Here is a 22,500-nt window from a genome sequence, read left to right as displayed (position 1 = left end):
CAGCCCTGTCCGATCCGTTCACGCCGGTCCGACGGTTCGACGATCCGATACTACAGGAATTTACTCGAGTAGGAATAAATATTTAAAAGCACGACACCTACTGTGTCACTATGAAAGCTATCGCGGTCGAGCCGGGAGCGGGGGTTCCCGAAATCGTCGAGCGGCCTGTTCCGGAACCAGCCACCGGCGACGCTCTCGTTCGAATCTGTCGCGTCGGCGTCGACGGTACCGATTACGAAGTCATCGAGGGGAGCCACGGTGGGGTTCCCGCCGGTGACGACCGGCTGGTTCTCGGACACGAAGCCGTCGGCGTCGTCGAAGACGCGAACGGAACCTGCCTCGAGGAAGGAGAGTACGTCGTCCCGACGGTCCGTCGGCCGCCTGCGGGGGTCGAGACGAACGAGTACTTCGAGCGGGGCGAACCGGACATGGCCCCGGAGGGTGAGTACGTCGAACGCGGCATCGTCGGTGCCCACGGATTCATGGCGGAATACGTCACGAGCCCGGCCGACGCTCTCGTTCCGATCTCCGAAGAATTGGCACCGTGGGGCTTCCTCGTCGAGCCGATCAGCATCTCCGAAAAAGCGCTCCAGCACGCCCGCGCGACCCGGTCGGCGTTCGACTGGGAGCCCGAATCCGCGCTGGTTCTCGGAAACGGCTCGCTGGGACTGTTGACGGTCGCGATGTTCACGACGACGCTCGGATACGATCGGGTCTACTGCCTCGGCCGGCGGGATCGGCCCGATCCGTCCATCGACGTCATCGAACGACTCGGCGCGACGTACATCGACTCGCGCGAAACGCCGGTCTCCGAAATCGCCGACGTTTACGAGCCGATGGACGTTATCTACGAGGCGACCGGATACGCGAAGCACGCCTTCGAGTCGATCGACGCGCTCGCTCCGAACGGCGTCGCCGCCCTCCTCGGGGTCCCCGGTGACTGGTCCTTCGAGGTCGATGGCGGCCACCTCCACCGCGAACTCGTCCTCCACAACAAGGCGCTCGTCGGCAGCGTCAACTCGAACCGAACCCACTTCGAGGCCGCGACGGAAACGCTCGCGGCCCTCCCGAACGACGTTCTCGAGTCGATCGTCACCGGTATCTACGGACTGGACGCGGTCGACAGGGCGTTCCCCGAGGCCACCGCGAACGTCGCAGCGGCCGGTCACGGGTCGTCCGAGCGTGTCGAGGACGACACGCCTATAAAAACGGCGGTCGAACTCGCTTCCATATGAAAAACGTCGACGACCTGATCGAGAGCGCGGCAGAGCTCGCGGCCCGCGGGCTCTCGAAAGGCGAGATTGCCGACGAACTGAACGTGTCTCGCGAGACGGCGAGTTGGCTCGTCGAACGCAGCGGCACGACGCCCCAACCCTCCGATCAATCACCGCAGCGACCGGACAACGGCGGAGGCGGTCCGCAGGACATCCACGTCGACTGGTCCGCGATCGGCCGGGACAGCAAACGAATGAGCGCCGTCGCCGAGGCGATGGCCGACCTGCTCGCCAAACACGGCGAAGACGTCGACCTGACGATCGGAATCGAAAAGGCCGGCGGACCCATCGCCACCCTCGTCGCTCGCGAACTCGAGACCGACCTCGGAACGTACACGCCCGCGAAACACCAGTGGGAGGAAGGCGACATCGAGGAACTCGGCGGCACGTTCTCGAGAAATTTCGCCGGCATCCGCGACCGCGAGTGCTACGTGGTCGACGACACGATTACGAGCGGCACGACTATGCGAGAGACGATCGATGCGATCCGTGCGGAAGGCGGAAAACCCCTCGCCTGCGTCGTCCTCGCGGACAAACAGGGTCTCGAGGAACTCGAAGGGGTCCCCGTCTACTCGCTGTTGCAGGTCATCAGCGTCGGTAAAGACGAGTAAAACTGCCGGAGCGGGACACCGCCGGACGATCCGCCCGTCGAAGGAACGAGCTCCCGAGCCCGTCGACTGTGCGGCCGCTCGTGATCTGGTTTCGGCCCGCGAAAAATTGAATCGGGACGGAGCTCGGTCAGCCGTGAATTCCCATCGCTTCGATCTGTTCCTGGTACCGGTTCCGGATCGTCACCTCGGTCACCTGCGCGACGTCGGCGACCTCTCGCTGGGTTTTCTTCTCGTTACAGAGCAGCGACGCAGCGTAAATCGCGGCTGCGGCGTACCCGGTCGGTGACTTGCCCGATAGCAACCCTTCCTCGGCCGTCTTCTCGATGATCTCGTTGGCCTTCGTCTGGACCTCTTCGGACAGTTCGAGTTCAGAACAGAAGCGCGGGACGTACTTTTTCGGGTCGACGGGACGCATCTCGAGGCCGAGTTCCTGTGAGATGTATCGATACGTGCGACCGATCTCTTTGCGTTCGACGCGAGAGACTTCCGAGATTTCCTCGAGGCTTCGTGGAATTCCCTCCTTACGACAGGCGGCGTACAGCGCAGACGTCGCGACGCCCTCGATCGAGCGGCCGCGGATCAGGTCTTCTTTGAGCGCGCGCCGGTAGATCACCGACGCGACTTCGCGGACCGAGCGCGGGACACCCAGTGCTGAGGCCATGCGGTCGATCTCGCTGAGCGCGAACTGCAGATTTCGCTCGCCTGCGTCTTTCGTTCGGATACGTTCCTGCCACTTGCGTAGCCGGTGCATCTGACTACGCTTTTTCGAGGAAATAGAGCGTCCGTAGGCGTCCTTGTCCTTCCAGTCGATCGTCGTCGTCAGCCCCTTGTCGTGCATCGTCTGTGTCGTCGGCGCACCGACGCGGGACTTTTCTTGTCGTTCCTGGTGATTGAACGCCCGCCACTCCGGGCCTGGGTCGATTTGTTCTTCCTCCACGACGAGCCCACAGTCTTCACAAATGAGCTCTCCCCTGTCGGAGTCCTTAACGAGATTATCCGATTCACACTCGGGGCAGGCACGTACCCCCTCTTGTTCCTCGGTCTCGTCCGTCTCGCGCGTTCGCTCCCGCTGGCGGGTGGACCGTGTCATCGCACTTTTATAGTAGTATCACCATGGTATATAAATATTTGGTAAGCATTTTCGTCTATTCGCCCGTACCTGCCGAGAACCGGCGATGTGGGCGTTCACACACCAGGTTTACGCTTTGGAACCGGAAAACCTTTATCCGGATCCGCCGGACCACGGACACGGATGTCGGTCATCGAATGCGACGTCGAGGAGGCTCGCAAACGGCTCGAGCAGGCGGACGTCGCCGTCGAGTCGGGAAACACGGACCACGAGCGCTGGCGAGCGAGCCGACAGGGTGCGACCGCGGTCGCGTACGACGACAAGGTCGTCGTGCAGGGCTCGAATCCGCAGAGTATCGAGGCGCTGCTCCGTGAGGGCGGCGGGCGCGCCCACGTCTACTTCGACGGCGCGTGTCGGGGCAATCCCGGCCCCGCGGCGATCGGATGGGTGATCGTCACCGGCGACGGGATCGCCGCCGAAGGGAGCGATACGATCGGGCGAGCGACCAACAACCAGGCCGAGTACGAGGCGTTGATCGCCGCCCTCGAGACGGCGCGCGACTTCGGCTACGACGAGGTCCACGTCCGCGGCGACTCGGAACTCATCGTCAAACAGGTCCGCGGCGAGTACGACACCAACAACCCCGAACTCCGAGAGAAACGCGTCACCGTCCACGAACTCCTCGCGGCGTTCGACGAGTGGACGATAGAGCACGTCCCCCGAGAAATCAACGACCGCGCGGACGACCTCGCGAACGAAGCGTTAGACCACGCCTGAGACACCCGCTTCGTTTCCGACTGAACGGCCGGTCGATCGGACCGGACGAACCGACGAACTGGTTCGACCACGCTCGAGACGACCCCGAACGGAGCGAGCCACCGCACCAGAATCGGCAATTGGAAACCGGCTCGAGTGCGTACGATTCGCTATGGCCGATCGGAACACAGTCGACGCCGATGATGACGACGGTGAGCCGAACGAGACGGGACGAACGTCGGCGGCCGAGGGATCCGGATCGCCCACGCCTCGGAGTACTAGCGGAGCGGATACCGGCGGTGCCGATCTTCCCAGCCGCGTCGTCGACGAAGTCGAACGGCTGACTCGACTCGAGCGATCCGTTATCGACGAGAACGAGCGCGGGGCGTACGAGCGCAGGCGCGACGAACTGTTGTCGGACCACGAGTTCACCGCCCGTATTCGAGACGACGAGGGCGACGACGTCCTCGTTCTCCATCCCGAATCGTGGCACGAAGACGGCGTCATCAGGACGGACCGCATCGAGGACGTCGATCGCGCGGTCGAGATTCGACTCGAGGGGGCCGACGACCCGGACGACTGGGACGCCGTCGACGCTCGCAATCGCGAACTGGTCGAATCCGTCAGAGAAGCACACGGCGACGTTCACGGTGACAACGCGTCGTCGGTGGCCGACTTCGCGAGCAATCACTACGCCAAACCGATCGAATCGCTCACGAGCGAGGAGGTCACGGAGTTTCGAACCGAATACTTCGTTCGGAACGCCTGGCCCGACGAAAAACAACAAAATGTGATCGAAGAGTCGATCGAACTCCTCTTCGAAACGGCCGACCAGCCGGTACCGGACCGTCGACGCTAGTAGCTGTTTTCGACGATGTCGGTGATTTCGTCGGCGCGGTCGTCGTCCGTGACGACCTTCGAAAGCGTCCACTGAATGCCGTCGAGGACGGCGTCGTAGCCGTCCTCGGTCAGCGAATACTGGTTGGTTCGCTTGTCGAGTTCGCTCTTCTCGACCAGCCCGAGGTTGACGAGTTCGTCGAGGTTAGGGTAGAGTCGCCCGTGGTTCACTTCCGTCCCGTAGTAGTCCTCGAGCTCGCGCTTGATCGCGAGCCCGTACATGGGGTCTTTCGCGAGGATGACGAGGATGTTGTTCTGGAAGGCTGTGAGTTCGCGCGCAATACTCTGTTCGCCGGTGATTGATTGTGCCTCTGACATACGTGTGCAAATGTCACCAGACTATTTAAGACTTGTCAACTATTGCTTCGTATCAGCCGGTCGGACAGCCCGCTACCGACCGCTACACCGCCGGACACCGGTGGATTGTGTCCTATTCGTGTCTGTCGGGTATCTGGCAACCGTCACGTCGATAGTGACACTCGATTACGAAAGTACTTTTTGATCGACGCTGGAGTTTTCGGTACATGGTCAACCTCTGGGAAGACCTCGAAACCGGACCGAATCCACCCGAAGAGATCTACGCCGTCGTCGAATGTCTCAAGGGCGAACGAAACAAATACGAGTACGACAAGGACGTCCCGGGCGTCGTCCTCGACCGCGTGCTCCACAGCAACGTCCACTATCCGAGCGACTATGGGTTCATTCCCCAGTCGTACTACGACGACGAGGATCCCTTCGACGTCCTCGTTCTCGTCGAAGACCAGACGTTCCCCGGTTGCGTTATCGAGGCCCGTCCGGTCGCGCTCATGAAGATGGACGACGACGGAGAACAGGACGACAAGGTTATCGCCGTCCCGGTCGAGGACCCGCGCTACGATCACATCGAGGACCTCGACGATATCCCCCAACAGCAACGCGACGAGATCGACGAGTTCTTCTCGACCTACAAGAACCTCGAGGAGGGGAAGGAAGTGGAGACGCTGGGCTGGGAGGACAAGCAAGCCGCCCACGACGCGATCGAACACGCCCAGGATCTCTACGAAGAGCATTTCGAGTAGACGCAACGAACTACCAGTAGCGCCTCGGGCCGCACGAGACGGCCTTTCTCCCGCGGTCACTTCGGCGGATACCCCAGAGTTATCCACGGACGCCCGGCGCATGCGTTATGAGCATGGGTAATTTTATTCCGGTTCCCGGCGTATTCCCTCCTGTATGGCAGCTTCCAACTCGCCCGTCCGATCGTCCTCGACCGACGTCGCGGCCGACTCCGGCGTGGGCATGGACCACCTCACGGTCGTCCCGACCAACTTCGACCCCGATGACTCGACGGCGACCGACGACTAACCGATTCCGTCGACTCGCTTCGTTCGCCGGTCGACACAAAACTCGATTCCTGGTCCGGCACTGGAAATCGGCGAGCGGTTTCGCCGCGACGATCGGAGTGGCATCCGTTCGCAAAACACTGTCTCGAAACGAACCTTCTTGTATACGGTCGAACTACGGGTGACCATGGGTCTGTTCGATCGATTGCGGGGCGACGGCGATCCTCGGGTCGCATTTATCGGGGTCGACGGCGTACCGTATAGTCTCCTGTCGGAGAACGAGGAACTGTTCCCGAACTTCGCTGCGATCGCAGACGACGGAACGGCAAACGAAATCTCGAGCATCGTTCCGCCCGAATCCAGCGCCTGCTGGCCGTCGCTGACGACCGGGGTAAACCCAGGGGAGACCGGCGTCTATGGCTTCCAGGATCGGGAAGTCGGAACCTACGACACCTACGTCCCGATGGGCCGGGAGGTTCAGGCCGACCGCATCTGGGACCGCGTGCAAGAAAACGGACGGAAGGCCACGGTGATGAACGTCCCCGTCACGTTCCCGCCCCAGCGAAACGTCCAGCGTATGGTCTCGGGCTTTCTCTCACCCGATCTCGAGAAGGCCGCCTACCCTGACGACGTACGCGATTACCTCGAGACGCTGGACTACCGAATCGACGTCAATCCGAAACTCGGTCACGAAGAAGACAAGACCGAGTTCATCGAGGACGCCAACGCCACGGTCGATGCCCAGTTCGAGGCGTTCAAACACTACATCGAAGAAGACGACTGGGACCTCTTTTTCGGCGTCTTCATGACGACCGACCGGGTCAACCACTTCCTGTTCAAAGACTACGAGCGCGACGGCGAGTACAAGGACGATTTCATCGACTTCTACAGGAAGGTCGACGACTACATCGGCCGTCTGCGAAACGCGCTGGCGGACGACGTCACGCTGATCGTCGCCTCCGACCACGGTTTCACCAGCCTCGATTACGAGGTCCACTTCAACGAGTGGCTCCGCGAGGAGGGGTGGCTCTCCTTCCGGACCGACGAACCGGAGGAACTGGGCGACATCGCCGACGAAACGAAGGCCTACTCGTTCATTCCCGGCCGCTTCTACATCAATCTCGAGGGCCGGGAACCCCGCGGCTCCGTTCCCGAGTCCGAGTATCACGCTGTCCGCGACGAACTCAAGGCCAGTCTCGAGGCGCTCGAGGGACCCGACGGGAACACCGTCGTCGACCGCGTCGTCGAAAAAGAGGAGGCGTTCCGCGGCGATCACGACGACATCGCACCCGATCTGGTCGCGATTCCGAACAACGGCTTCGACCTCAAATCCGGTTTCAAAGCCGATTCGAAGGTTTTCGACACGGGGCCACGAAACGGAATGCACAGCTTCGACGACACGTCGCTCTACATCGACAGTCCCGACGCATCGATCGAGGACGCGGACCTGTTCGACATCACGCCGACGATCCTCGATCTGATGGACATCGAATTCGGCCGCAGCGAGTTCGACGGCGCGAGTCTGGTGTGATCGGTCACTGGGTCCGGTAGCGCCCATCACTCGTTCGAGACCGGTCTCGTGTCCTTTTTCGGACCGTTCCAACCGCTCTTCCGGGATCGGTCGGAACGATACCTGTCGACCGAGGAGATTCCTGCCCCGGTTGCGGCATCCTCGAGAGCGGTGCGGGAATCGTGTGCCGTGGCGGTTTCCAGCGCCGTTGGGGGACGTGCGACGTCCGTATCGGACACGGCACGAACACGATATCCGACCACGGCCGACCTCGAGTCGCTCGGATCTCGATTCGATTCCGTTTTCCGGCCGGCACCGAACCACGTCGCATGGAAGAGGTCATCCACGCTCGCGGTCACGAGAACGTCAGCGCGACTCACGCGAGTACGTTCGAGGTGACGACCGACGACTATCTCACCCCCGCCGGTGACTGTATTCTCGCGATCGGTGCCGACCGCGCGCCGGCGGACTTCGATCCCGAGTTCGTCGCGGCGTGTCGAGACGTCGACGCGGCGGTCACGGTCACCGTCGAGGCGGACGGTCACCGCGATTCGGTGACGGGCCGAGGCGATCCGGGTCTCGAATTCACCGACGACCGAAGCGCCGTCGGCCGGACGAGCGACCACGTGGACGGTCGGACGATACTGCTCGGAGCCGAGTTCGCAGCCGAGGGATTCGACCGCGACCTCGTCGACGCGCTGGCAGCGGGCGCCGAGGTGACGGTGACCGTTACGGTCGAATAACCGGAGCGGATCGCCGCGACTCGAGCGACCGGCGGTTCCGGCGCGATTTTATTCGCCGAGTCCGAACGAAACGGTATGAGCGACGATCCGGAGCCGGCGGTCAACATCAGCGGGGGATCGGACGGAGGCGGCGCGCCCGCCGAGTTCGATCCTGCGGCCGCTGACACCCGTGCAGAGGTCGTTATCGACCGGCTGGGTGAATTGTACTGGCAGAAGACCTACGGCGGCCAGGACGCGTTCACCTGCCTCGTACGGACGATCCTGAGCCAGAACACGAGCGATACGGCGAGTCAGCCGGCACACGACGCGCTGATCGACAGATACGACGGAGACGGTGTCGACCTCGCCGACGCGCTCGCGAACGCGGAGCAATCGATGCTGGCCGAAACCATCAGCTCCGCGGGGCTCTACAATCAAAAGTCGGAGGTTCTCATCGATACCGCCTCGTGGGTCCGCGAGGAGTTCGGCTCGGCCGCCGACTTCGATTCGTTCGTCAAAGACGAGCCCCCGTCGACGGTGCGAGAAACGCTGCTCGAGGTACGGGGCGTCGGACCGAAGACGGCGGACTGCGTGTTGCTCTTTGCGGGCGGTCGCGACGGCGTTTTTCCCGTCGATACCCACGTTCACCGGATCTATCGGCGCATGGGGGTCGCACCACCCACCGCTGACCACGAAGACGTTCGGTCCGTGCTCGAGCGGGACGTCCCCGCAGCAAAGTGCGGGTTCGGGCACACGGCGACGATCCAATTCGGGAGGGAGTACTGTACGGCGCTGCAGCCGGCCTGTCTCGAGGACCCCGAGGCGTGTCCGATGGCCGATGTGTGCGATCAGGTCGGCGTCTATCCGGAGACCGGTGAAGTCGTCGACCCGGCCGACGCGTTCGAGTGACCGGACGCCAGACGGGTGACTTGCCGCCGGGCGAACGGATAGGAGCAGTCGCACGGTCGCCACCCGTCATTCGACGACCGTCATCGCCGGGTCGGATTCGGAACAGTCGGATCGATAGCCCCCCATTTATACAACCCGAATTTCAGTAATGAAATGATGGTTGCATTCACGGAGGCAGAACGTGACGCGGTTTACAAGGCGATCTGGGCCCGACGCGACATTCGCCGGTTTCGTGACGAACCGATCCCGGACGACGTCCTCCATCGGATTATCGAGGCCGCACATCGCGCACCGAGCGTCGGCTTCTCCCAACCGTGGGACTTCGTCGTCGTCGGGGACGACGAGACGAAAGCGGCAATCGGGTCGGTCGCCGAACGGGCGATCGCCGCCGCTCGCGAGGGCTATACGGAACCGAGGCGAGCGGAGTTCTCTCGGCTGAAACTCGAGGGAATTCGCGAGTCCCCCGTCAACGTCTGCGTGACCTGCGATCCGACTCGGGGGGCGCCACACGTGTTGGGACGGAGTTCGATGAAACGGACCGACCTGTACTCGACGTGTCTCGCGGTACAGAATCTCTGGTTGGCCGCTCGAGCGGAGGGCGTCGGCGTCGGGTGGGTGAGCGTTCTCTACCCGTACGAGGTACAGGAGATACTGGGGATCCCGCCGCACGTAAAGCCGGTCGCGTATCTCTGTCTCGGCTATCCGGACGGCGGATTTCCCGACGAACCGATCCTTCAGAACGTCGGATGGCGCGACCGACTCGAGGTCGATCCCCTGATTCACGAAGAGCGGTGGAATTCGGACCGAGCGGCCGAGACCACACGCGAGAACGCCGACTGAACCGCCATCACTGACGGACCGACCACGCGGACGTAATCGCACTCTCGGCTATCTGATCGAGAGAGTCCGTTCCGTCGGCGAGTCGGAACGACAACCAGGAACCGACTGAAGACGAGACCGTGCGCCGGGAGTCACGCGGTCGAAAGTCGCCCGTGCCACAACGTTAATCACACTTGGACACTGTACTACACTGTCATAACAAGACGAACGCCCCGAATGTTTATTCCACTCATTGATCGCCGAACACCATTTCCGAATTCGCATTTCGAGCCGCCGATACCCTCGGGTGGCCGGCGGAGACGCCCTCCAACGGGCGATTTAACGAGCGCAACATTCCGATCGAATCGGTAACGGATCGAACCCATGGGATACGAATTCACACCGGTCGCGCTTCCGTATATCGCTGCCACCGTCGTCTGTACCGTGCTCTTGAGCACGATCTGGCGTCACCGTGACCGGAGGGGAGCGAAAGGATTTATTCTGGACATCGTCGGCCTCGTCTTCCTGGGCCTGACGGTAACGCTTCAGATGTTCGCCACGTCGGAGGCACAGAAAATATTCTGGTGGAACTGGCGATTCGTCGCGGGGCCGCTCATGGCGATCGGCTATCTGCTGATGGCGATCGAATACACCAACAACGAGGAATATATCACCTATCGAACGGGCGCGGTACTCGTCGTGATCCCGGTCGTGACCCAGTTCGCGGTGTGGTCGAACCCGAGACACGGGTTGGTTTACTCCGCCTCGATAGACCCGACGACCGGGCTCTTGGTGCCCACGTTCGAGCCGTTTTATTGGGTATACGCCCTGACGATGTTCACGTATCTCGGGATCGGTGTCTACCTCCTCGTCCGCCTGTTCCTCTCACTTCCGGACTTCAAGAAGCAAGCGGGGATCCTCATCTCGACCATTACGTTCGTGGTAGTCGGACTCGTCGTCTGGTGGGTCGGACGCGTTCCCGTCGATACGCTCACCCTGACGAGTATGGTAAAGGTCGTCGGATTCTACTTCGCGGTCGACCGGCTACAGCTCCTCGACATCGTCCCCGTCGCACGAACGAAAGTTATCGACAACATGCAAGACGCCGTGTTCGTCGTCAACGTGGTCAACCGAATCGTCGACGCGAATCCCGCGGCCAAACGTCTCGTCGACAGCGACGTCGTCGTCGGGGACTCGCTCGAGGAAGCGTTTCCCTCGTCTCAAATAACGGAGTTCGACGACGTATCCGACGCTCAGAGCGAACTCGCGTTCGATATCGACGGTGAAACCCGACACTTCGCGATCCAGATCTCTCCGCTCACGAACTTGCGAGGGAGTCAAACCGGTCGGTTGATCGTCCTCAGAGATATTACGACGCTGAAAAATCGCGAACAGGAATTGACCGTCCTCAACCGCATCGTCCGTCACGACATCAGAAACGAGATGAACGTTATCACCGGTCGCAGCGAACTCCTGGAAGAACACGTGGACCCGGCGGGGAAGCAACACCTCGAGTTAGTTCAGGAAAGCAGCAACCACGTCATCGAACTCACCCAGGTCGTCGGTGAACTCGTCGAAACCCTGACCACCAACGGTGATCTGGATCTCGAGCCCATTCATCTCGGGCCGGTCATCTGGAACCAACTCGAGAAGGCCCGTACCAGCTACCCGTCGGCCGAGTTCGTCGTCGACGGGGAGTTGCCGACCGACGTGACGGTCCGTGCGGACGAGATGCTGTCGTCCGTGTTCACGAATCTCCTCAACAACGCCGTGTTGCACAACGACGCGGCCACACCGCGCGTCGAACTTTCCGTTACCGATCGAGACGAGTCGGTTCTGATCCGCGTGGCCGACAACGGTCCCGGCGTTCCGGACGAACAACGCGACGAAATTTTCGGTCGCGGGCAGAAGGGCCTCGAGAGCGAAGGAACCGGCATCGGTCTCTATCTGGTCGATACCCTGATCGACGGGTACGGTGGCGCCGTCTGGGTCGAAACGGCCGACGGAGGCGGAGCGGCGTTCGTGGTCGAACTCGTGAAAGCGACCAGCGAGTCGGAGTTGCGCGCGGTATCGCGAAGCGGAACCGACTGACTCGGATCGTCCTCGACGGCCCCGGCCGCGAACCGTTTGTCCCCTCGACGGCCGTCGAAACTCGACTGGTACGCACACAGCGTCTCAGGATCTGCGCGTCCGTCCGCCGGTGTCCGTCGATCGGTGACCTGTCTCGCCGACCGTGTGCTCCGGTCGAGACTGCTGGCTAGAACGCGTGGAAACAACGCCGAAAACGGCCGTTCGACCCTGACTCGAGGAGACTGCCCCGCCTTCACTGCAAGGAGGGCGTCAAAGGAACCGGAACGTCTCCAGGTTCTTCGGGGCGAACGTGCGCATATCGAAGTCGTGGTAGAGTGCCGACGAGAGATCCTGGGTAGAACGTTCGTCACCGTGGACACAGAGCACTTTTTCAGGACGGGGATTCATCGTCTTGACGAAGTTCTCGAGGCCGGCGCGGTCGGCGTGGCCGGAGAAGCCGTCGACGGTTTCGACGTCCATGTTCAACGAGAGGGTCCCGCGGCCGCCGCCGTTGCCCATGGCGCCGACTTCGCTCGTGGGTATTTCGTCCCAGCCCGTCTGAATGCGCCGGCCGAGGGTACCCTGGGCCTGGTAGCCGACGAAAACGAGCGTCGAGTCCGGATCGGGCCCGATGTGGGAGAGCCAGGACATGATCGGCCCGCCAGTGACCATCCCGGAGGTCGAGAGGATGATACAGGGACCGCCGTCCGCGACGTCCTGTCGCTCTTCCTCACCGGCATCGATGTGGTTGAACTCCTCGGCGAGGAAGGGATTCTCGTCCTCGTGGAAGATGCGATCCCGGAGGTCGTCTCGGAGATATTCGGGATAGGTGGTGTGGATCGCCGTCGCTTCCCAGATCATCCCGTCCAGGTGAACCGGCATCGAGGGAATGTCGCCGTTGCGCATCGCCTCTTCCAGGACGAGCATGATCTCCTGAGAGCGCCCCACCGCGAACGCGGGGATGACGACCTTTCCACCCTGGTCGTAGGTGTCGTTGATGATTTCCTTGAGGTTTCGCTCGGAATCGATCTGATCGGTCTGGTAGTCGTTTCGACCCCCGTAGGTCGATTCGAGAACGAGCGTCTCGACCCGCGGGAAGTCGTTGACCGCACCGTTGAACAGGCGGGTATCTTCGTAGTGGATGTCGCCGGAGAACGCGACGTTGTAGAGCCCGTCGCCGATGTGGAAGTGCGAGACGGCAGAGCCGAGAATGTGACCCGCGTTGTGGAAGGTGAGTTTGACGTCCGGCGCGATGTCGGTGACGTCGCCGTACTCGAGGGGGATGGTGTGTTTGATCGCCTCGCGGACCTGCTCGCTCTCGTAGGGCGGGGCGCGCCCTTCCTTGGCTGCGACGTCGAGATAGTCGAGCGTCAAGAGGCCCATCAGGTCCCGCGTCGGTTCGGTACAGTATATCGGGCCGTCGTAGCCGTATTTGAACAGGAGCGGGATCAGTGCGGAGTGATCGAGGTGAGCGTGTGTGAGAACGACCGCGTCGATGGTCTGTGGGCCTGCACCGAGCGCTTCGGGTGCGTGGAGATACGGAACCTCTCCTTCCGCACCGGGCTTGTCGCCGCAATCGATGAGGATTCGCGTTTCGGGAGTCGAGAGAATAAACGATGCTCGTCCGACCTCGCGACAGCAACCCAGCGTGGTGATGCGAACGTACTCGTCTTCGGACATCTCCTCGCGGTGGATCTGTCGGCCGACCTTCTCCAAAATGTCCCGGCGCTCGTCGCGCTCCTGTTTGAGGAAGCTTCGAACGTTCGAGACAGTCGAGGACTCGATCGGCGGCGTCCGGACGACTTCCGGCGTCCAGCCGACGTTTTTCGTGATCTCGCGGAGTGTCGATCCGTGACGACCGATCACCATACCGGGCTTTTCGGCCTCGATGACGACTTCGCCGGTATCAGCGTGGAAGTCGAGATCCGTGACCCCCGCGTCCTCGGGAATGACGTTCATGATCTCCTCGCGGGCCTGTTCGGGTCGCGAGAGGACGCTCGGGTCCGGCCGGACGGTAATTCGCTTGCGAAGCTTGCTCGCGAGTTGCCGAATGAGATCGCCCTGTTGGGCGAACTTCTTCGGATCGCGCGTGTAGACCACCAGTTCGGGGCCTTCGTATTTCACCGAGGAAACCGAGATATCGCTCGGTAACTCGCTCGTGATCTGTGCTTTCAAATCGTCGAGTTGCTGCTCTACAGTACTCATAATCGCCGAATGTGGCTTGCGTGAACTCGCCGCCCAGGACCGCATGTGACGTCAGACACAGGATATCGATCGGTAACCGACGACGGCGTTCGACACGACGTCGGCCGCCACCCGGCGTCCGCCGCGTCGAAGTCGACCGTGAGTCACGTCGGCACTGTATGCCAACGTAGCTCACACTCCGTCTCGTCTCCCGATCCATTGTATCCTACTCCGTGCCTGACGAACACGCTCCCGGACCGGTCATCCTGGTCCGTGCGGGAAGATTCCAGGGAGAACCCGCTTACTCGAGGCTATTCTTTGCGTGGTATAAAAGCCTTCGCAAAAACCAGGGCGGTTCGGACAGTAGTTGGTTCCATCAGATGAGAATTACACGTGATCGCGTCGTCGAGGAACGAGACTGGATCGCAAAACGGGCCGACGTCGTCGTGCCGATAATCAACGACATCCGGGCGGATCTCGGGGCTCGTTTCGACACCGACGTAGACGCAGTGTCCGAAACGCAGTATCGAACAGAAGTCGACGCCGTGTTCGCGGACGGCGATCTGGCCGTCAATATCGCCGCGATGGTCGCCATCTTGAGAGACCTCGACGTCGAGAGCGATTATCCCGGATTCGTCGTCGACGAAGTCCTCGGTCGGGAACTGGCCGCGACGATAGCTGGCACGCAACCCTTACGAACGCTCGGCGAGGCGACGTTTCACTACGTCGACGTCCACGTTCAGGGTGACGAAGACGAGAACGCCGGTGTCGACGACTGCGAAGCCGCGCTGGCCGCCGGCTTCCAGGAGCGGCTTCCGGGCTGGAACTGGACAGCACGCGAGAGCCCGTTTAGCGTGGAGTGACGTCCCCACGAACACATCGGTCCGAAATCGACCCGAGCCGATTTCGTCGCCGAAGGTTCGCGCCGACCGTCGTCTTGCTCTCGCCGTCACTGCGGGGCGGTTCGTGTCGCTGTCGGGCACTTTTTATTCGGCCCACCGGTAGGGGGATTCAGTGAGCGATTCAGAGTACGGGCACCCAACGAAAACCCTCCAACAGCCGACGCCCGAGGCAGCCCGCGACGCGATCGCGCGCGGGATCGATCGAAGCGCCTTGGTGACCGTCTACGGACGGTGTACCGTCGATTACGACGGCCGCGCCACGAGCTTCCTCGAGGCGGGCGATCGACACGTCATGCTCAAACCCGACGGGGCAGCGCTGGTCCACACCGCCGAGGGTCAACAGCCGGTCAACTGGCAACCACCGGGGTGCGATCACGAGGTCTTCTGCGACGACGGGGCCCTCGTTCTCGAGAGTTCCCGATCGGCGCCGGACGAACGCCTTCGCGTGCGATTTCGCGACATCCAGCAGGTGTCCGCGTTTTCCGGCTCCGACGAGACCGAACTGTCCCTCGTCGGCACCGAAGCGGACCTCCGCCGGCGAATTCTCGAGGACCCGGACCTGCTCGAGACCGGGTTCACGCCGCTCGCGACGGAGCGCGCCACGCCCGCGGGTGCGGTCGACATCTACGGCGAGGACTCGGCCGGTCGCGCGGTCGTCGTCGAACTGAAACGACGCCGGGTGGGTCCCGACGCGGTGAGCCAGCTTCGGCGCTACGTCGACGCCCTCGAGCGAGATTTGCACGCGGACGCGACCGTTCGAGGCATCCTCGTTTCCCCGTCCGTGACCGACCGCGCGAATCGCTTGTTGAGCGATCACGGCCTCGAGTTCGTCGCCCTCGAGCCGCCGTCCGAGTGAGCGAGTGAGCGGCCGTCGGCACCGACCCGGGCGAGGCTGTCGATTCGCCGTCCGGGTTCTTCGCCCGGAGACGATTCTCAGGCCGGATACGTGCCCGCGAGGTCCGCCCGCTCGAGGACGCGCCCATCGATCGCCGACTCGAGTGCGTCCGCGTCGGTGGTCGGCCCGAGATCGAGCGTCGTATCGAGGGCGAACAGCCTGAACCGGTAGGTGTGTTCCCTGTCCGGCGGATTCGGGCCGCCGTAGCCGCGTTCGCCGAAGTCGTTGTGCCCCTCGATCGCCTCGTCGGGGGTCCACCCGTCCGGTATCGTCCCCGTCTCCGGCGGGATATTCCAGACGACCCAGTGGTCCCACACCGTGCCGGCGGGTTTCCTCGCGTCGGGGTCGTCCACGATCAGCGCGAGCGATTCGGCGCCGTCCGGAACGCCGTCGATCTCGAGCGGCGGATTGACGTTCGTTTTCGCGTAGCCGTACTCCTCGGGGATGCGTTCGCCGTCGTCGAACGCCTGGCTGGTTAGTGTTAGTTCTCCCATGTCGATCATCACCTCCCGTGAGTCGTGGTGAAACGTTCGCCCACCGGACGGAATAACCTTTCAACCGGGAGCGGACGGCGGCGTCTCGATCGGGGTCGGTCGAGGGGATCAGTGGCAGGCCCCACCTCGCGCGGCCGTCGCTTCGCAACGGCGGCCGGCTACCGGCGAACCGTGAAAATCACGATACCCAGCACCAGAAGCCCGACGCCCCACCACCACGACTTCCCGGGAAGGTACGCCAACAGTAGCGTGACGATACCCGAGGTGATGAGCGACCAGCCGATCGTCGTTCGATAGGTCATAGCGTTCGTTCGTCGCCGCGGCGGTTGTGACTTGTGCCGGTCCGTGCAATCCGACGGCGTTCTCACCGGTTGTCGTGCGCGAACGATGAGGTCCCGCTCCCGCCGGAGAATCGCTAACGGTCGGTGATCGGCTGGCGACTCACTCCTCGAGCAACCGCTTCAACCGGTCGAGTTCGGTCAACGCTTCGACGGGAGTGAGGTGTGCGAGATCGAGCGCGCGGAGTTCGGCAGCCACGTCGGACGGGACGTCGCCGCCGGCCGCGTGACCCTGCGACGTGGCCGGCGAACTGGCTGGTGACTCACCACCGTCCGCAGTGGCCGTTACTGGTGGATCGCCGACGGGGTCGAAAACGGGTTCACCGCTCGAGGTGGACCCGGTGGGAGATGCGTCACCGCTCGACTCGAGACCGCCGCGAGCGGCGGGCGAAATCAGCTCCCGCGCGCGATTCACGACCGGGTCGGGAACGCCGGCTGCGGTCGCGACTTCGACGCCGTACGACCCCGTCGCGGCACCGGTCGCGATCTCGTGGTGAAAGACGACCTCGTCGCCGTCCTGGTCGACCTCGAAGTGGAGCGTAAACGCCGCCTCGAGATCGTCCGCGAGTTCGGTCAACGGGTGGTGGTGGGTGGCAAAGAGGGTGGTCGCGCCGACCTCGTCGTGGAGGTGTTCGGTAATCGCCTGCGCGATGGCCGTCCCGTCCGCCGTCGAGGTACCGCGACCGACTTCGTCCAGCAGGACCAGCGACCGTTCGTCAGCGTCCCGCAGGATGGTCGCGAGTTCCTCCATCTCCACCATGAACGTCGAGCGTCCGCCCGCGATGTCGTCGCTGGCGCCGACGCGGGTGAAAATCTGATCGACGGGGGTGAGCCGGGCGGCTCCGGCCGGAACGAAGCTTCCGACCTGCGCGAGCAGGACGATTTGTGCGACTTGCCGCATGTACGTCGATTTGCCCGACATGTTCGGACCCGTGATGACCGCCAGCCGCCGATCGCGCTCGAAGCGGGCGTCGTTCGGGACGAACGAGTCCTGCGTCCGTTCGACGACGGGATGGCGGCCGCCCTCGATCTCTATGACCTGGCTCCCGTCGCGGTCGACGATATCGGGACGGCTGTAGTCGTACTGGGCCGCGGCCGTCGCGAGCGAGACGAGGGCGTCCAGCGTCGCCAGCGCGTCGGCGAGTGCCTGCACGCGTTCGACCTCGTCGGCGATTTCGCGGCGCACGTCACAGAAGAGTTCGTACTCCCGCTCGTCCGCCCGCTCTTCCGCGCCGACGATCTGATCTTCGCGTTCTTTGAGCGCCGGAGTCACGAACCGCTCGGAGTTTTTGAGCGTCTGTCGGCGCTGGTAGTCCTCGGGAACCTGCTCGAGGTTCGGGTTCGTCACTTCGATGTAGTAGCCGTGAACCGAATTGTACCCGACCGAAAGCGAGTCGATCCCCGTCCGGTCGCGCTCGCGTTCCTCCAACTCGTCGATCCACTGTTTGCCATCACGGGCCGTTGCGCGCAATTCGTCGAGGCCGGTATCGTACCCTTCGGCGATGACCCCGCCCTCGGTGATTTCGATCGGCGGGTCGGGAACGATCGCGTCCTCGATCAGTCGGCGGACGTCGGCCAGCGGATCGAGTTTCTCGCGGAGACGCTGCAGTCGATCGCAGTCGGCCGCACCGAGTTCCGCACGCACGTCGGGCACGACGGCGAGGGTGTCCCGAAGCGAGCGCAGGTCCCGTGCGTTCGCACGTTCGCGCGAAATCCGTCCGATTAGCCGCTCGAGGTCGTAAACCTCGCGAAGGCGGTCGTGGAGTCGTTCGCGAGTCCGGACCGCGCCCGTGAGTTCTTCGACCGCGTCTTGTCGCGCCTCGATCAGACTCGCCTCGAGCAGCGGCCGCCGGAGCCAGTCGCGGAGCTTACGCCCGCCGAGAGCGCTTGCGGTCTCGTCTAAGACGCCGATCAGGGTCGCGTCGTCCCGCCCGTGGACGGCCCGGGGTTCGAACAGTTCGAGGCTGCGGAGGGCCACCGCGTCCAACAGCAGATACTCTCGTGGGTCGTACCGCGTGAGGTGGGTGAGATACTCGAGGCGCTTGCGATCGGGCTGCCCGGGAACGGAGTCGTCAGCGCCCTCGGTCCCGGCGCCGCACTCGCCGTCGTCGCGTTCACCGTCTCCCTGGGAAGGATCGCCGCGCTCGCCTTCGTGTGTGCCACCGCGGACGTACTCTGCGTAGGACAGAAGCGCGCCGCAGGCCCGAATTTCGGCGTCGCTCGCGAGCAGGGTATCGGGGGTCTGGAAGTACCTCGAGAGTGTCCTGCTGGCGCGATCGATATCGAAGACGCGTTCGTCGAACGGCGACACCATGCAGCCCGCCGGAAACAGATCGGCGGACGCGTCGGGGCCGACGACCGCCTCGGCGGGGTCGAACCGGCTCACTTCGGTGGCGATCGACTCCCGGGACGTCGAACTGGTCGCGAGAAAATCACCCGTCGATACGTCGAGCAGGGCGAGCGCGAACTCGCCGCAGGCGTCGCCGGATCCGGACCCGTCGCCGCGTGCGACGGCCGCGACGAAATTGTTGTCGTCGGTCGCCAGCAATTCGTCTTCGGTGAGCGTCCCGGGCGTGATGACGCGCGTGACGGCGCGCTCGACGACGCCCGGCGACTCGCCCGGTTCCTCGACCTGATCTGCGACTGCGACCCGGTAGCCGGCCTCGAGCAACCGCTCGATGTACGACTCGGCGTTGTCGATCGGAATGCCGGACATCGGGTACTCGCCGGTACTGTCCTCGCGACTGGTCAGGGTAATCTCGAGCAGGCGGGCGGTCCGTTCGGCCGCCTCGCAGAACGTCTCGTAGAAGTCACCGACCTGAAACAGAACGATCGCGTCGTCGTAGCGGTCACAGAGGTCGTAATACTGACGCATCATCGGCGTCAGGTCGTCGTACTTCTCGGCCATCGCCTCGGGCGGGCCAAGCGCCGCATCCATACCTAAATTCCGCCGCTCGAAGCGGAAATACCTTGCTGGATACGACCTTCGAAAACGCACCGACGACAGTACCGCACCGACACGATACCGAAAAAGCGTATTACGGTCCACGCCTCATAGGGGGAGACCGGTATGAAACGGGATTCGCCGACCGCGGGGCGCGTGCTCGCAGTTGTCCTCGTCGCGATGCTCCTCGGCGGCGGATTCACTGGTGTTGCGGCGGGGGCCACGATGGACCTGTCGAGTCCGACCGCGGCCTCCCCCGGCGGTGGCCTCTTCGGTATCACCGGAACGGCGAACTCGCCATCCGCCATTCTCGAAGAGACGACCGACACCGTCGACACGACGACGGACGCCGTTGGTGGGACGCTCGAAGAGACGATCGCTGCGGTCGAGTCGGTCAGCGAGGGAACGGTCTCCGCCGCCGTCGGTGCCAGGACCGGGCTCGACGGGCGTACGGCGGACCCTGACAGTGTTGACTCGAGCGACGACGCACGACGGACCGAAACCGGGAACGCGGACCGGAGCCGGAACAACTCCGCTTCGGCCGGGACTCCCGGTGCGACGGGGGCTGCGACCGACGCGGTGCTCGTCGGACTGCTCGGTGCGATTACCGTTTCCGGCGCGGCGGCGGGTGGTTCGGGCGCCGCCGGGACTGCGGGCGCGGCGAGCAGCGCAACCGCCAGTTGGCTGCGCCACGTCCGTGGCGTCGGACGCCTCCAGCGGGCCGGTTCCGCCCTCCCCTGGAAGGTCCTTCCGCTATTCAGATACAGCCGGTACGACGACTCGGATCCGCTCGATCGCGACGGCAGGCGGGAAATCTACGAGCGGATCGAGGCCGCGCCCGGTAGTTACCTCTCTCGAGTGAGCGACCGAACCGGTATCCCGCTTTCGACGGTTCGCTACCACGTTCGCGTTCTCGAGGACGAGTCGCTGGTGACCGCCATCAAGGTCAACGGCAAACGCCGGTACTTCCTCGATGCGGACGGAGCCGAACTAACGGCCGCCCTCGCGGAACCTGCAAAGCGCGACGTTCTCGAGACGCTGGTCGAACTCGGCCGGGCCCGTAACGATCGACTCGCCGACGAACTCGAGCGCGACCCGAGTACGATCTCACACCACCTGTCGTCGCTGGGAGACGACGGGCTGGTCGTCCGCGAAACGGACGGCCGATCGATCGTCAACGAAGTCCCCCCGCGGGTCGAAGCGGCCGTGGTCGACGACGCCGCGATGTCGGTCGACTCGCAGACTGCACCGGCCGACGACTGGGCCCGACCGGCTCTACGCCGTTTCGCCCGTTACGAATCGGATCGTTCGGTCTCGAAGTATACCTCCGCGTGGCTCGCACAGCCCGGATTGAACGCGGCTCCGCACGCCGGACACCGATAGTCGGCCTCGAGATAGTCGGGAACGGTGAGCGTGGTGTCGCAAACGCCACACAGCACCGAGGGCTCGTCGAATCGGTTTCGGTGCCACGGTTCGGACTCGTGGTCCGTGACTTCCTCGTGGCACCGAAAACAGGAATAGTAGCGTTCGCAGCAGGCGAACTTGAACGCAACGACGTCGTGGCTGGTGTGGTAGTGGGCACAGCGCGTGTGCGGTCCGACATCGACGCCGCGAACTGCGTCCCTCGTCATAGGCGCGTGTTCGGCTCGAGGCGTCCGAGGACCTTCGAGGTTGTGATCGGCCCGTTCGTCTCTCACGGAGTTCTCATTCGAACTCTGTGGTGTCTCCGCGGCGGTATCGATCGATCCGCCGGTATCCGTGAACGACGGCGTCGTCGTCGAGTTCGATCTCGTAGCGGCCGATGATGTCCTGTGTGTCGGGGACAGCGCGGCGTTCGATTACTTCGACGATCGCGCGCCAGCCGTCGTCGGTCGGGGAGATTTCGCTGACTCCATCGAACTCGTGACCGACGAGCTGGCCGGCGGTGGATTCGACGGTCTTCCTGACCGCGAGAATTCCCGCGATCTCCTGGTCCGCGTCGACGTCGTCCGTGTCGGCCGTCTGGGGATCGGTTCGCTCCTCGGCGGTCATGTCGGTTCCCGCGCGCGATTCCGGAGGGCCGGTACTGCCGGTGGCCTGTTCGTCCGCCGATTCGGCCTCTCGGTCGTGTTCGGCTGCCTGACTGTTGCTCACTGTTGGATCACCTTCGTCGTGTTGGTAGCAGAACCCGTCGTCCTGTGCCTGCCGCGTGCAGCGCTCGCCGTCCTCGGTGAGGGCCTTACACTGCTCCCGTGATCGCGTGTCTGCTTCGGCCATATGTCCAGTGTCGATTCGGTGTGATTCTGTTCGATCGCCACCGCCGTTGGATCAGACGGTGTCGGTTATCTGTGATCGCAACTCGTCGACGTCGCCTCCGTCCCCGCGCGCCACCTCCGGTGCGAGAACGTCCGTGAAGACGTTCGTCATCGTCTCGTCGTCGAACGTCCCGGCTTCGGCGGTACCACCGAAGACTTCGAGCCCCTTCGCTGCCGTAATCGCCGCACGCGTCCCGACGACCAGCCCGAGTTCCTCGCGCAGCGCTCGCGTCGTTCCGACGATCGACTCGATGGCGTCGTCGGAAATGTCGACGTGCGACGCGACGATCTCTCGCTCGGTTTCGACGAACGGATCGGGGTCGATCTCCGCAGGATCGGAGAGCGGGGTGTCGCGGCTTCGGGAACCGGCGTTCGAGTTCGATGCAGATCGCGCGAGTTCTTTCTTCGCTCTCCGGCCGGCTTTCTGCGCTCTGCTGGCGCTTATGTTCCGGCCGCGGACCGTGCGCTTGCGCGAGGTATCGTCCGGCAT

General features: G+C 63.3%; 23 protein-coding genes. 14 read left to right on the top strand and 9 right to left on the bottom strand.

The window, feature by feature from the left end; genetic code table 11:
* Window positions 1-110 precede the first annotated feature (110 nt).
* Window positions 111-1,235: a glucose 1-dehydrogenase gene (locus NJT13_RS03245; RefSeq protein ID WP_254524055.1), complete on the top strand. Its 1,125-nt coding sequence runs from the start codon at window positions 111-113 to the stop codon at window positions 1,233-1,235.
* On the top strand, window positions 1,232-1,885 hold the full coding sequence (gene gfcR, locus NJT13_RS03240) for a transcriptional regulator GfcR (RefSeq protein ID WP_254524054.1): 654 nt from the start codon (window positions 1,232-1,234) through the stop codon (window positions 1,883-1,885). The genes NJT13_RS03245 and gfcR overlap by 4 nt, the downstream gene beginning before the upstream one ends.
* A 127-nt stretch (window positions 1,886-2,012) precedes the next feature.
* Here the strand turns inward: gfcR and NJT13_RS03235 are convergent, their stop codons facing one another.
* Complete coding sequence (locus NJT13_RS03235; protein ID WP_006182115.1) at window positions 2,013-2,975, bottom strand: transcription initiation factor IIB; 963 nt, start codon at window positions 2,973-2,975, stop codon at window positions 2,013-2,015.
* A 162-nt stretch (window positions 2,976-3,137) separates the two neighbouring features.
* On the opposite strand from NJT13_RS03235, the gene rnhA reads away from it, so the two are divergent.
* Both rnhA and NJT13_RS03225 read left to right on the top strand, forming a co-directional pair.
* Entirely contained in the window at window positions 3,138-3,731 is a 594-nt protein-coding gene (gene rnhA / locus NJT13_RS03230) for a ribonuclease HI (protein WP_254524053.1), read from the top strand.
* A 151-nt stretch (window positions 3,732-3,882) separates the two neighbouring features.
* On the top strand, window positions 3,883-4,569 hold the full coding sequence (locus tag NJT13_RS03225; protein ID WP_254524052.1) for a DUF7108 family protein: 687 nt from the start codon (window positions 3,883-3,885) through the stop codon (window positions 4,567-4,569).
* On the opposite strand, the gene NJT13_RS03220 is transcribed toward NJT13_RS03225, so the two are convergent.
* On the bottom strand, window positions 4,566-4,925 hold the full coding sequence (locus NJT13_RS03220; protein ID WP_254524051.1) for a PadR family transcriptional regulator: 360 nt from the start codon (window positions 4,923-4,925) through the stop codon (window positions 4,566-4,568). The two genes, NJT13_RS03225 and NJT13_RS03220, sit on opposite strands and share 4 nt — an antisense overlap.
* A gap of 206 nt (window positions 4,926-5,131) precedes the next feature.
* Between NJT13_RS03220 and NJT13_RS03215 the strand changes: the two genes are divergently transcribed.
* The 7 genes from NJT13_RS03215 to NJT13_RS03190 all read left to right on the top strand — a co-directional run bounded on the left by NJT13_RS03215 (window position 5,132) and on the right by NJT13_RS03190 (window position 11,980).
* Window positions 5,132-5,665 carry an inorganic diphosphatase gene (locus NJT13_RS03215; protein ID WP_254524050.1) on the top strand — a complete coding sequence of 178 codons (534 nt, stop codon included), beginning with the start codon at window positions 5,132-5,134 and terminating at the stop codon, window positions 5,663-5,665.
* Window positions 5,666-5,819: 154 nt separating this feature from the next.
* Window positions 5,820-5,951 carry a hypothetical protein gene (locus tag NJT13_RS23155; protein ID WP_256549410.1) on the top strand — a complete coding sequence of 44 codons (132 nt, stop codon included), beginning with the start codon at window positions 5,820-5,822 and terminating at the stop codon, window positions 5,949-5,951.
* 165 nt (window positions 5,952-6,116) lie between these two features.
* Entirely contained in the window at window positions 6,117-7,460 is a 1,344-nt protein-coding gene (locus tag NJT13_RS03210) for an alkaline phosphatase family protein (RefSeq protein ID WP_254524049.1), read from the top strand.
* 308 nt (window positions 7,461-7,768) lie between these two features.
* Window positions 7,769-8,182, top strand: coding sequence for a DUF371 domain-containing protein (locus NJT13_RS03205; protein WP_254524048.1), 414 nt, complete (start codon window positions 7,769-7,771; stop codon window positions 8,180-8,182).
* 75 nt (window positions 8,183-8,257) lie between these two features.
* Window positions 8,258-9,070 carry an endonuclease III domain-containing protein gene (locus NJT13_RS03200; protein WP_254524047.1) on the top strand — a complete coding sequence of 271 codons (813 nt, stop codon included), beginning with the start codon at window positions 8,258-8,260 and terminating at the stop codon, window positions 9,068-9,070.
* 156 nt (window positions 9,071-9,226) lie between these two features.
* The gene (gene bluB, locus NJT13_RS03195) at window positions 9,227-9,910 is read left to right on the top strand and encodes a 5,6-dimethylbenzimidazole synthase (RefSeq protein WP_254524046.1); all 684 of its coding nucleotides are present in this window, start codon (window positions 9,227-9,229) and stop codon (window positions 9,908-9,910) included.
* Window positions 9,911-10,273: 363 nt separating this feature from the next.
* The gene (locus NJT13_RS03190; RefSeq protein WP_254524045.1) at window positions 10,274-11,980 is read left to right on the top strand and encodes a sensor histidine kinase; all 1,707 of its coding nucleotides are present in this window, start codon (window positions 10,274-10,276) and stop codon (window positions 11,978-11,980) included.
* Window positions 11,981-12,229: 249 nt separating this feature from the next.
* Here the strand turns inward: NJT13_RS03190 and NJT13_RS03185 are convergent, their stop codons facing one another.
* On the bottom strand, window positions 12,230-14,164 hold the full coding sequence (locus tag NJT13_RS03185) for a beta-CASP ribonuclease aCPSF1 (RefSeq protein WP_254524044.1): 1,935 nt from the start codon (window positions 14,162-14,164) through the stop codon (window positions 12,230-12,232).
* Between the two features lie 359 nt (window positions 14,165-14,523).
* On the opposite strand from NJT13_RS03185, the gene NJT13_RS03180 reads away from it, so the two are divergent.
* The gene (locus NJT13_RS03180; RefSeq protein ID WP_254524043.1) at window positions 14,524-15,006 is read left to right on the top strand and encodes a DUF7984 family protein; all 483 of its coding nucleotides are present in this window, start codon (window positions 14,524-14,526) and stop codon (window positions 15,004-15,006) included.
* 151 nt (window positions 15,007-15,157) lie between these two features.
* The gene (gene nucS / locus NJT13_RS03175; RefSeq protein WP_254524042.1) at window positions 15,158-15,901 is read left to right on the top strand and encodes an endonuclease NucS; all 744 of its coding nucleotides are present in this window, start codon (window positions 15,158-15,160) and stop codon (window positions 15,899-15,901) included.
* 77 nt (window positions 15,902-15,978) lie between these two features.
* Here the strand turns inward: nucS and NJT13_RS03170 are convergent, their stop codons facing one another.
* From NJT13_RS03170 to mutS, 3 genes are all read right to left on the bottom strand, one after another.
* Entirely contained in the window at window positions 15,979-16,434 is a 456-nt protein-coding gene (locus NJT13_RS03170) for a YbhB/YbcL family Raf kinase inhibitor-like protein (protein WP_254524041.1), read from the bottom strand.
* Window positions 16,435-16,592: 158 nt separating this feature from the next.
* A complete protein-coding gene (locus NJT13_RS03165; RefSeq protein WP_254524040.1) occupies window positions 16,593-16,736 on the bottom strand; it encodes a hypothetical protein in 144 nt (47 codons plus the stop codon).
* 139 nt (window positions 16,737-16,875) lie between these two features.
* A complete protein-coding gene (mutS, locus tag NJT13_RS03160) occupies window positions 16,876-19,710 on the bottom strand; it encodes a DNA mismatch repair protein MutS (RefSeq protein WP_254524039.1) in 2,835 nt (944 codons plus the stop codon).
* A gap of 132 nt (window positions 19,711-19,842) precedes the next feature.
* On the opposite strand from mutS, the gene NJT13_RS03155 reads away from it, so the two are divergent.
* Window positions 19,843-21,099 carry a winged helix-turn-helix transcriptional regulator gene (locus NJT13_RS03155; RefSeq protein WP_254524038.1) on the top strand — a complete coding sequence of 419 codons (1,257 nt, stop codon included), beginning with the start codon at window positions 19,843-19,845 and terminating at the stop codon, window positions 21,097-21,099.
* On the opposite strand, the gene NJT13_RS03150 is transcribed toward NJT13_RS03155, so the two are convergent.
* The 3 genes from NJT13_RS03150 to NJT13_RS03140 all read right to left on the bottom strand — a co-directional run bounded on the left by NJT13_RS03150 (window position 21,009) and on the right by NJT13_RS03140 (window position 22,500).
* On the bottom strand, window positions 21,009-21,347 hold the full coding sequence (locus NJT13_RS03150) for a CHY zinc finger protein (RefSeq protein WP_254524037.1): 339 nt from the start codon (window positions 21,345-21,347) through the stop codon (window positions 21,009-21,011). The two genes, NJT13_RS03155 and NJT13_RS03150, sit on opposite strands and share 91 nt — an antisense overlap.
* A 73-nt stretch (window positions 21,348-21,420) precedes the next feature.
* The gene (gene gvpO, locus NJT13_RS03145; RefSeq protein WP_254524036.1) at window positions 21,421-21,972 is read right to left on the bottom strand and encodes a gas vesicle protein GvpO, halophile-type; all 552 of its coding nucleotides are present in this window, start codon (window positions 21,970-21,972) and stop codon (window positions 21,421-21,423) included.
* 51 nt (window positions 21,973-22,023) lie between these two features.
* The gene (locus tag NJT13_RS03140; protein ID WP_254524035.1) at window positions 22,024-22,500 is read right to left on the bottom strand and encodes a hypothetical protein; all 477 of its coding nucleotides are present in this window, start codon (window positions 22,498-22,500) and stop codon (window positions 22,024-22,026) included.

The organism is Natrinema caseinilyticum (assembly GCF_024227435.1).
In the GTDB taxonomy this organism is placed as follows: Archaea; Halobacteriota; Halobacteria; order Halobacteriales; family Natrialbaceae; genus Natrinema; species Natrinema caseinilyticum.
This window is presented reverse-complemented; position numbering and strand designations above follow the sequence as displayed.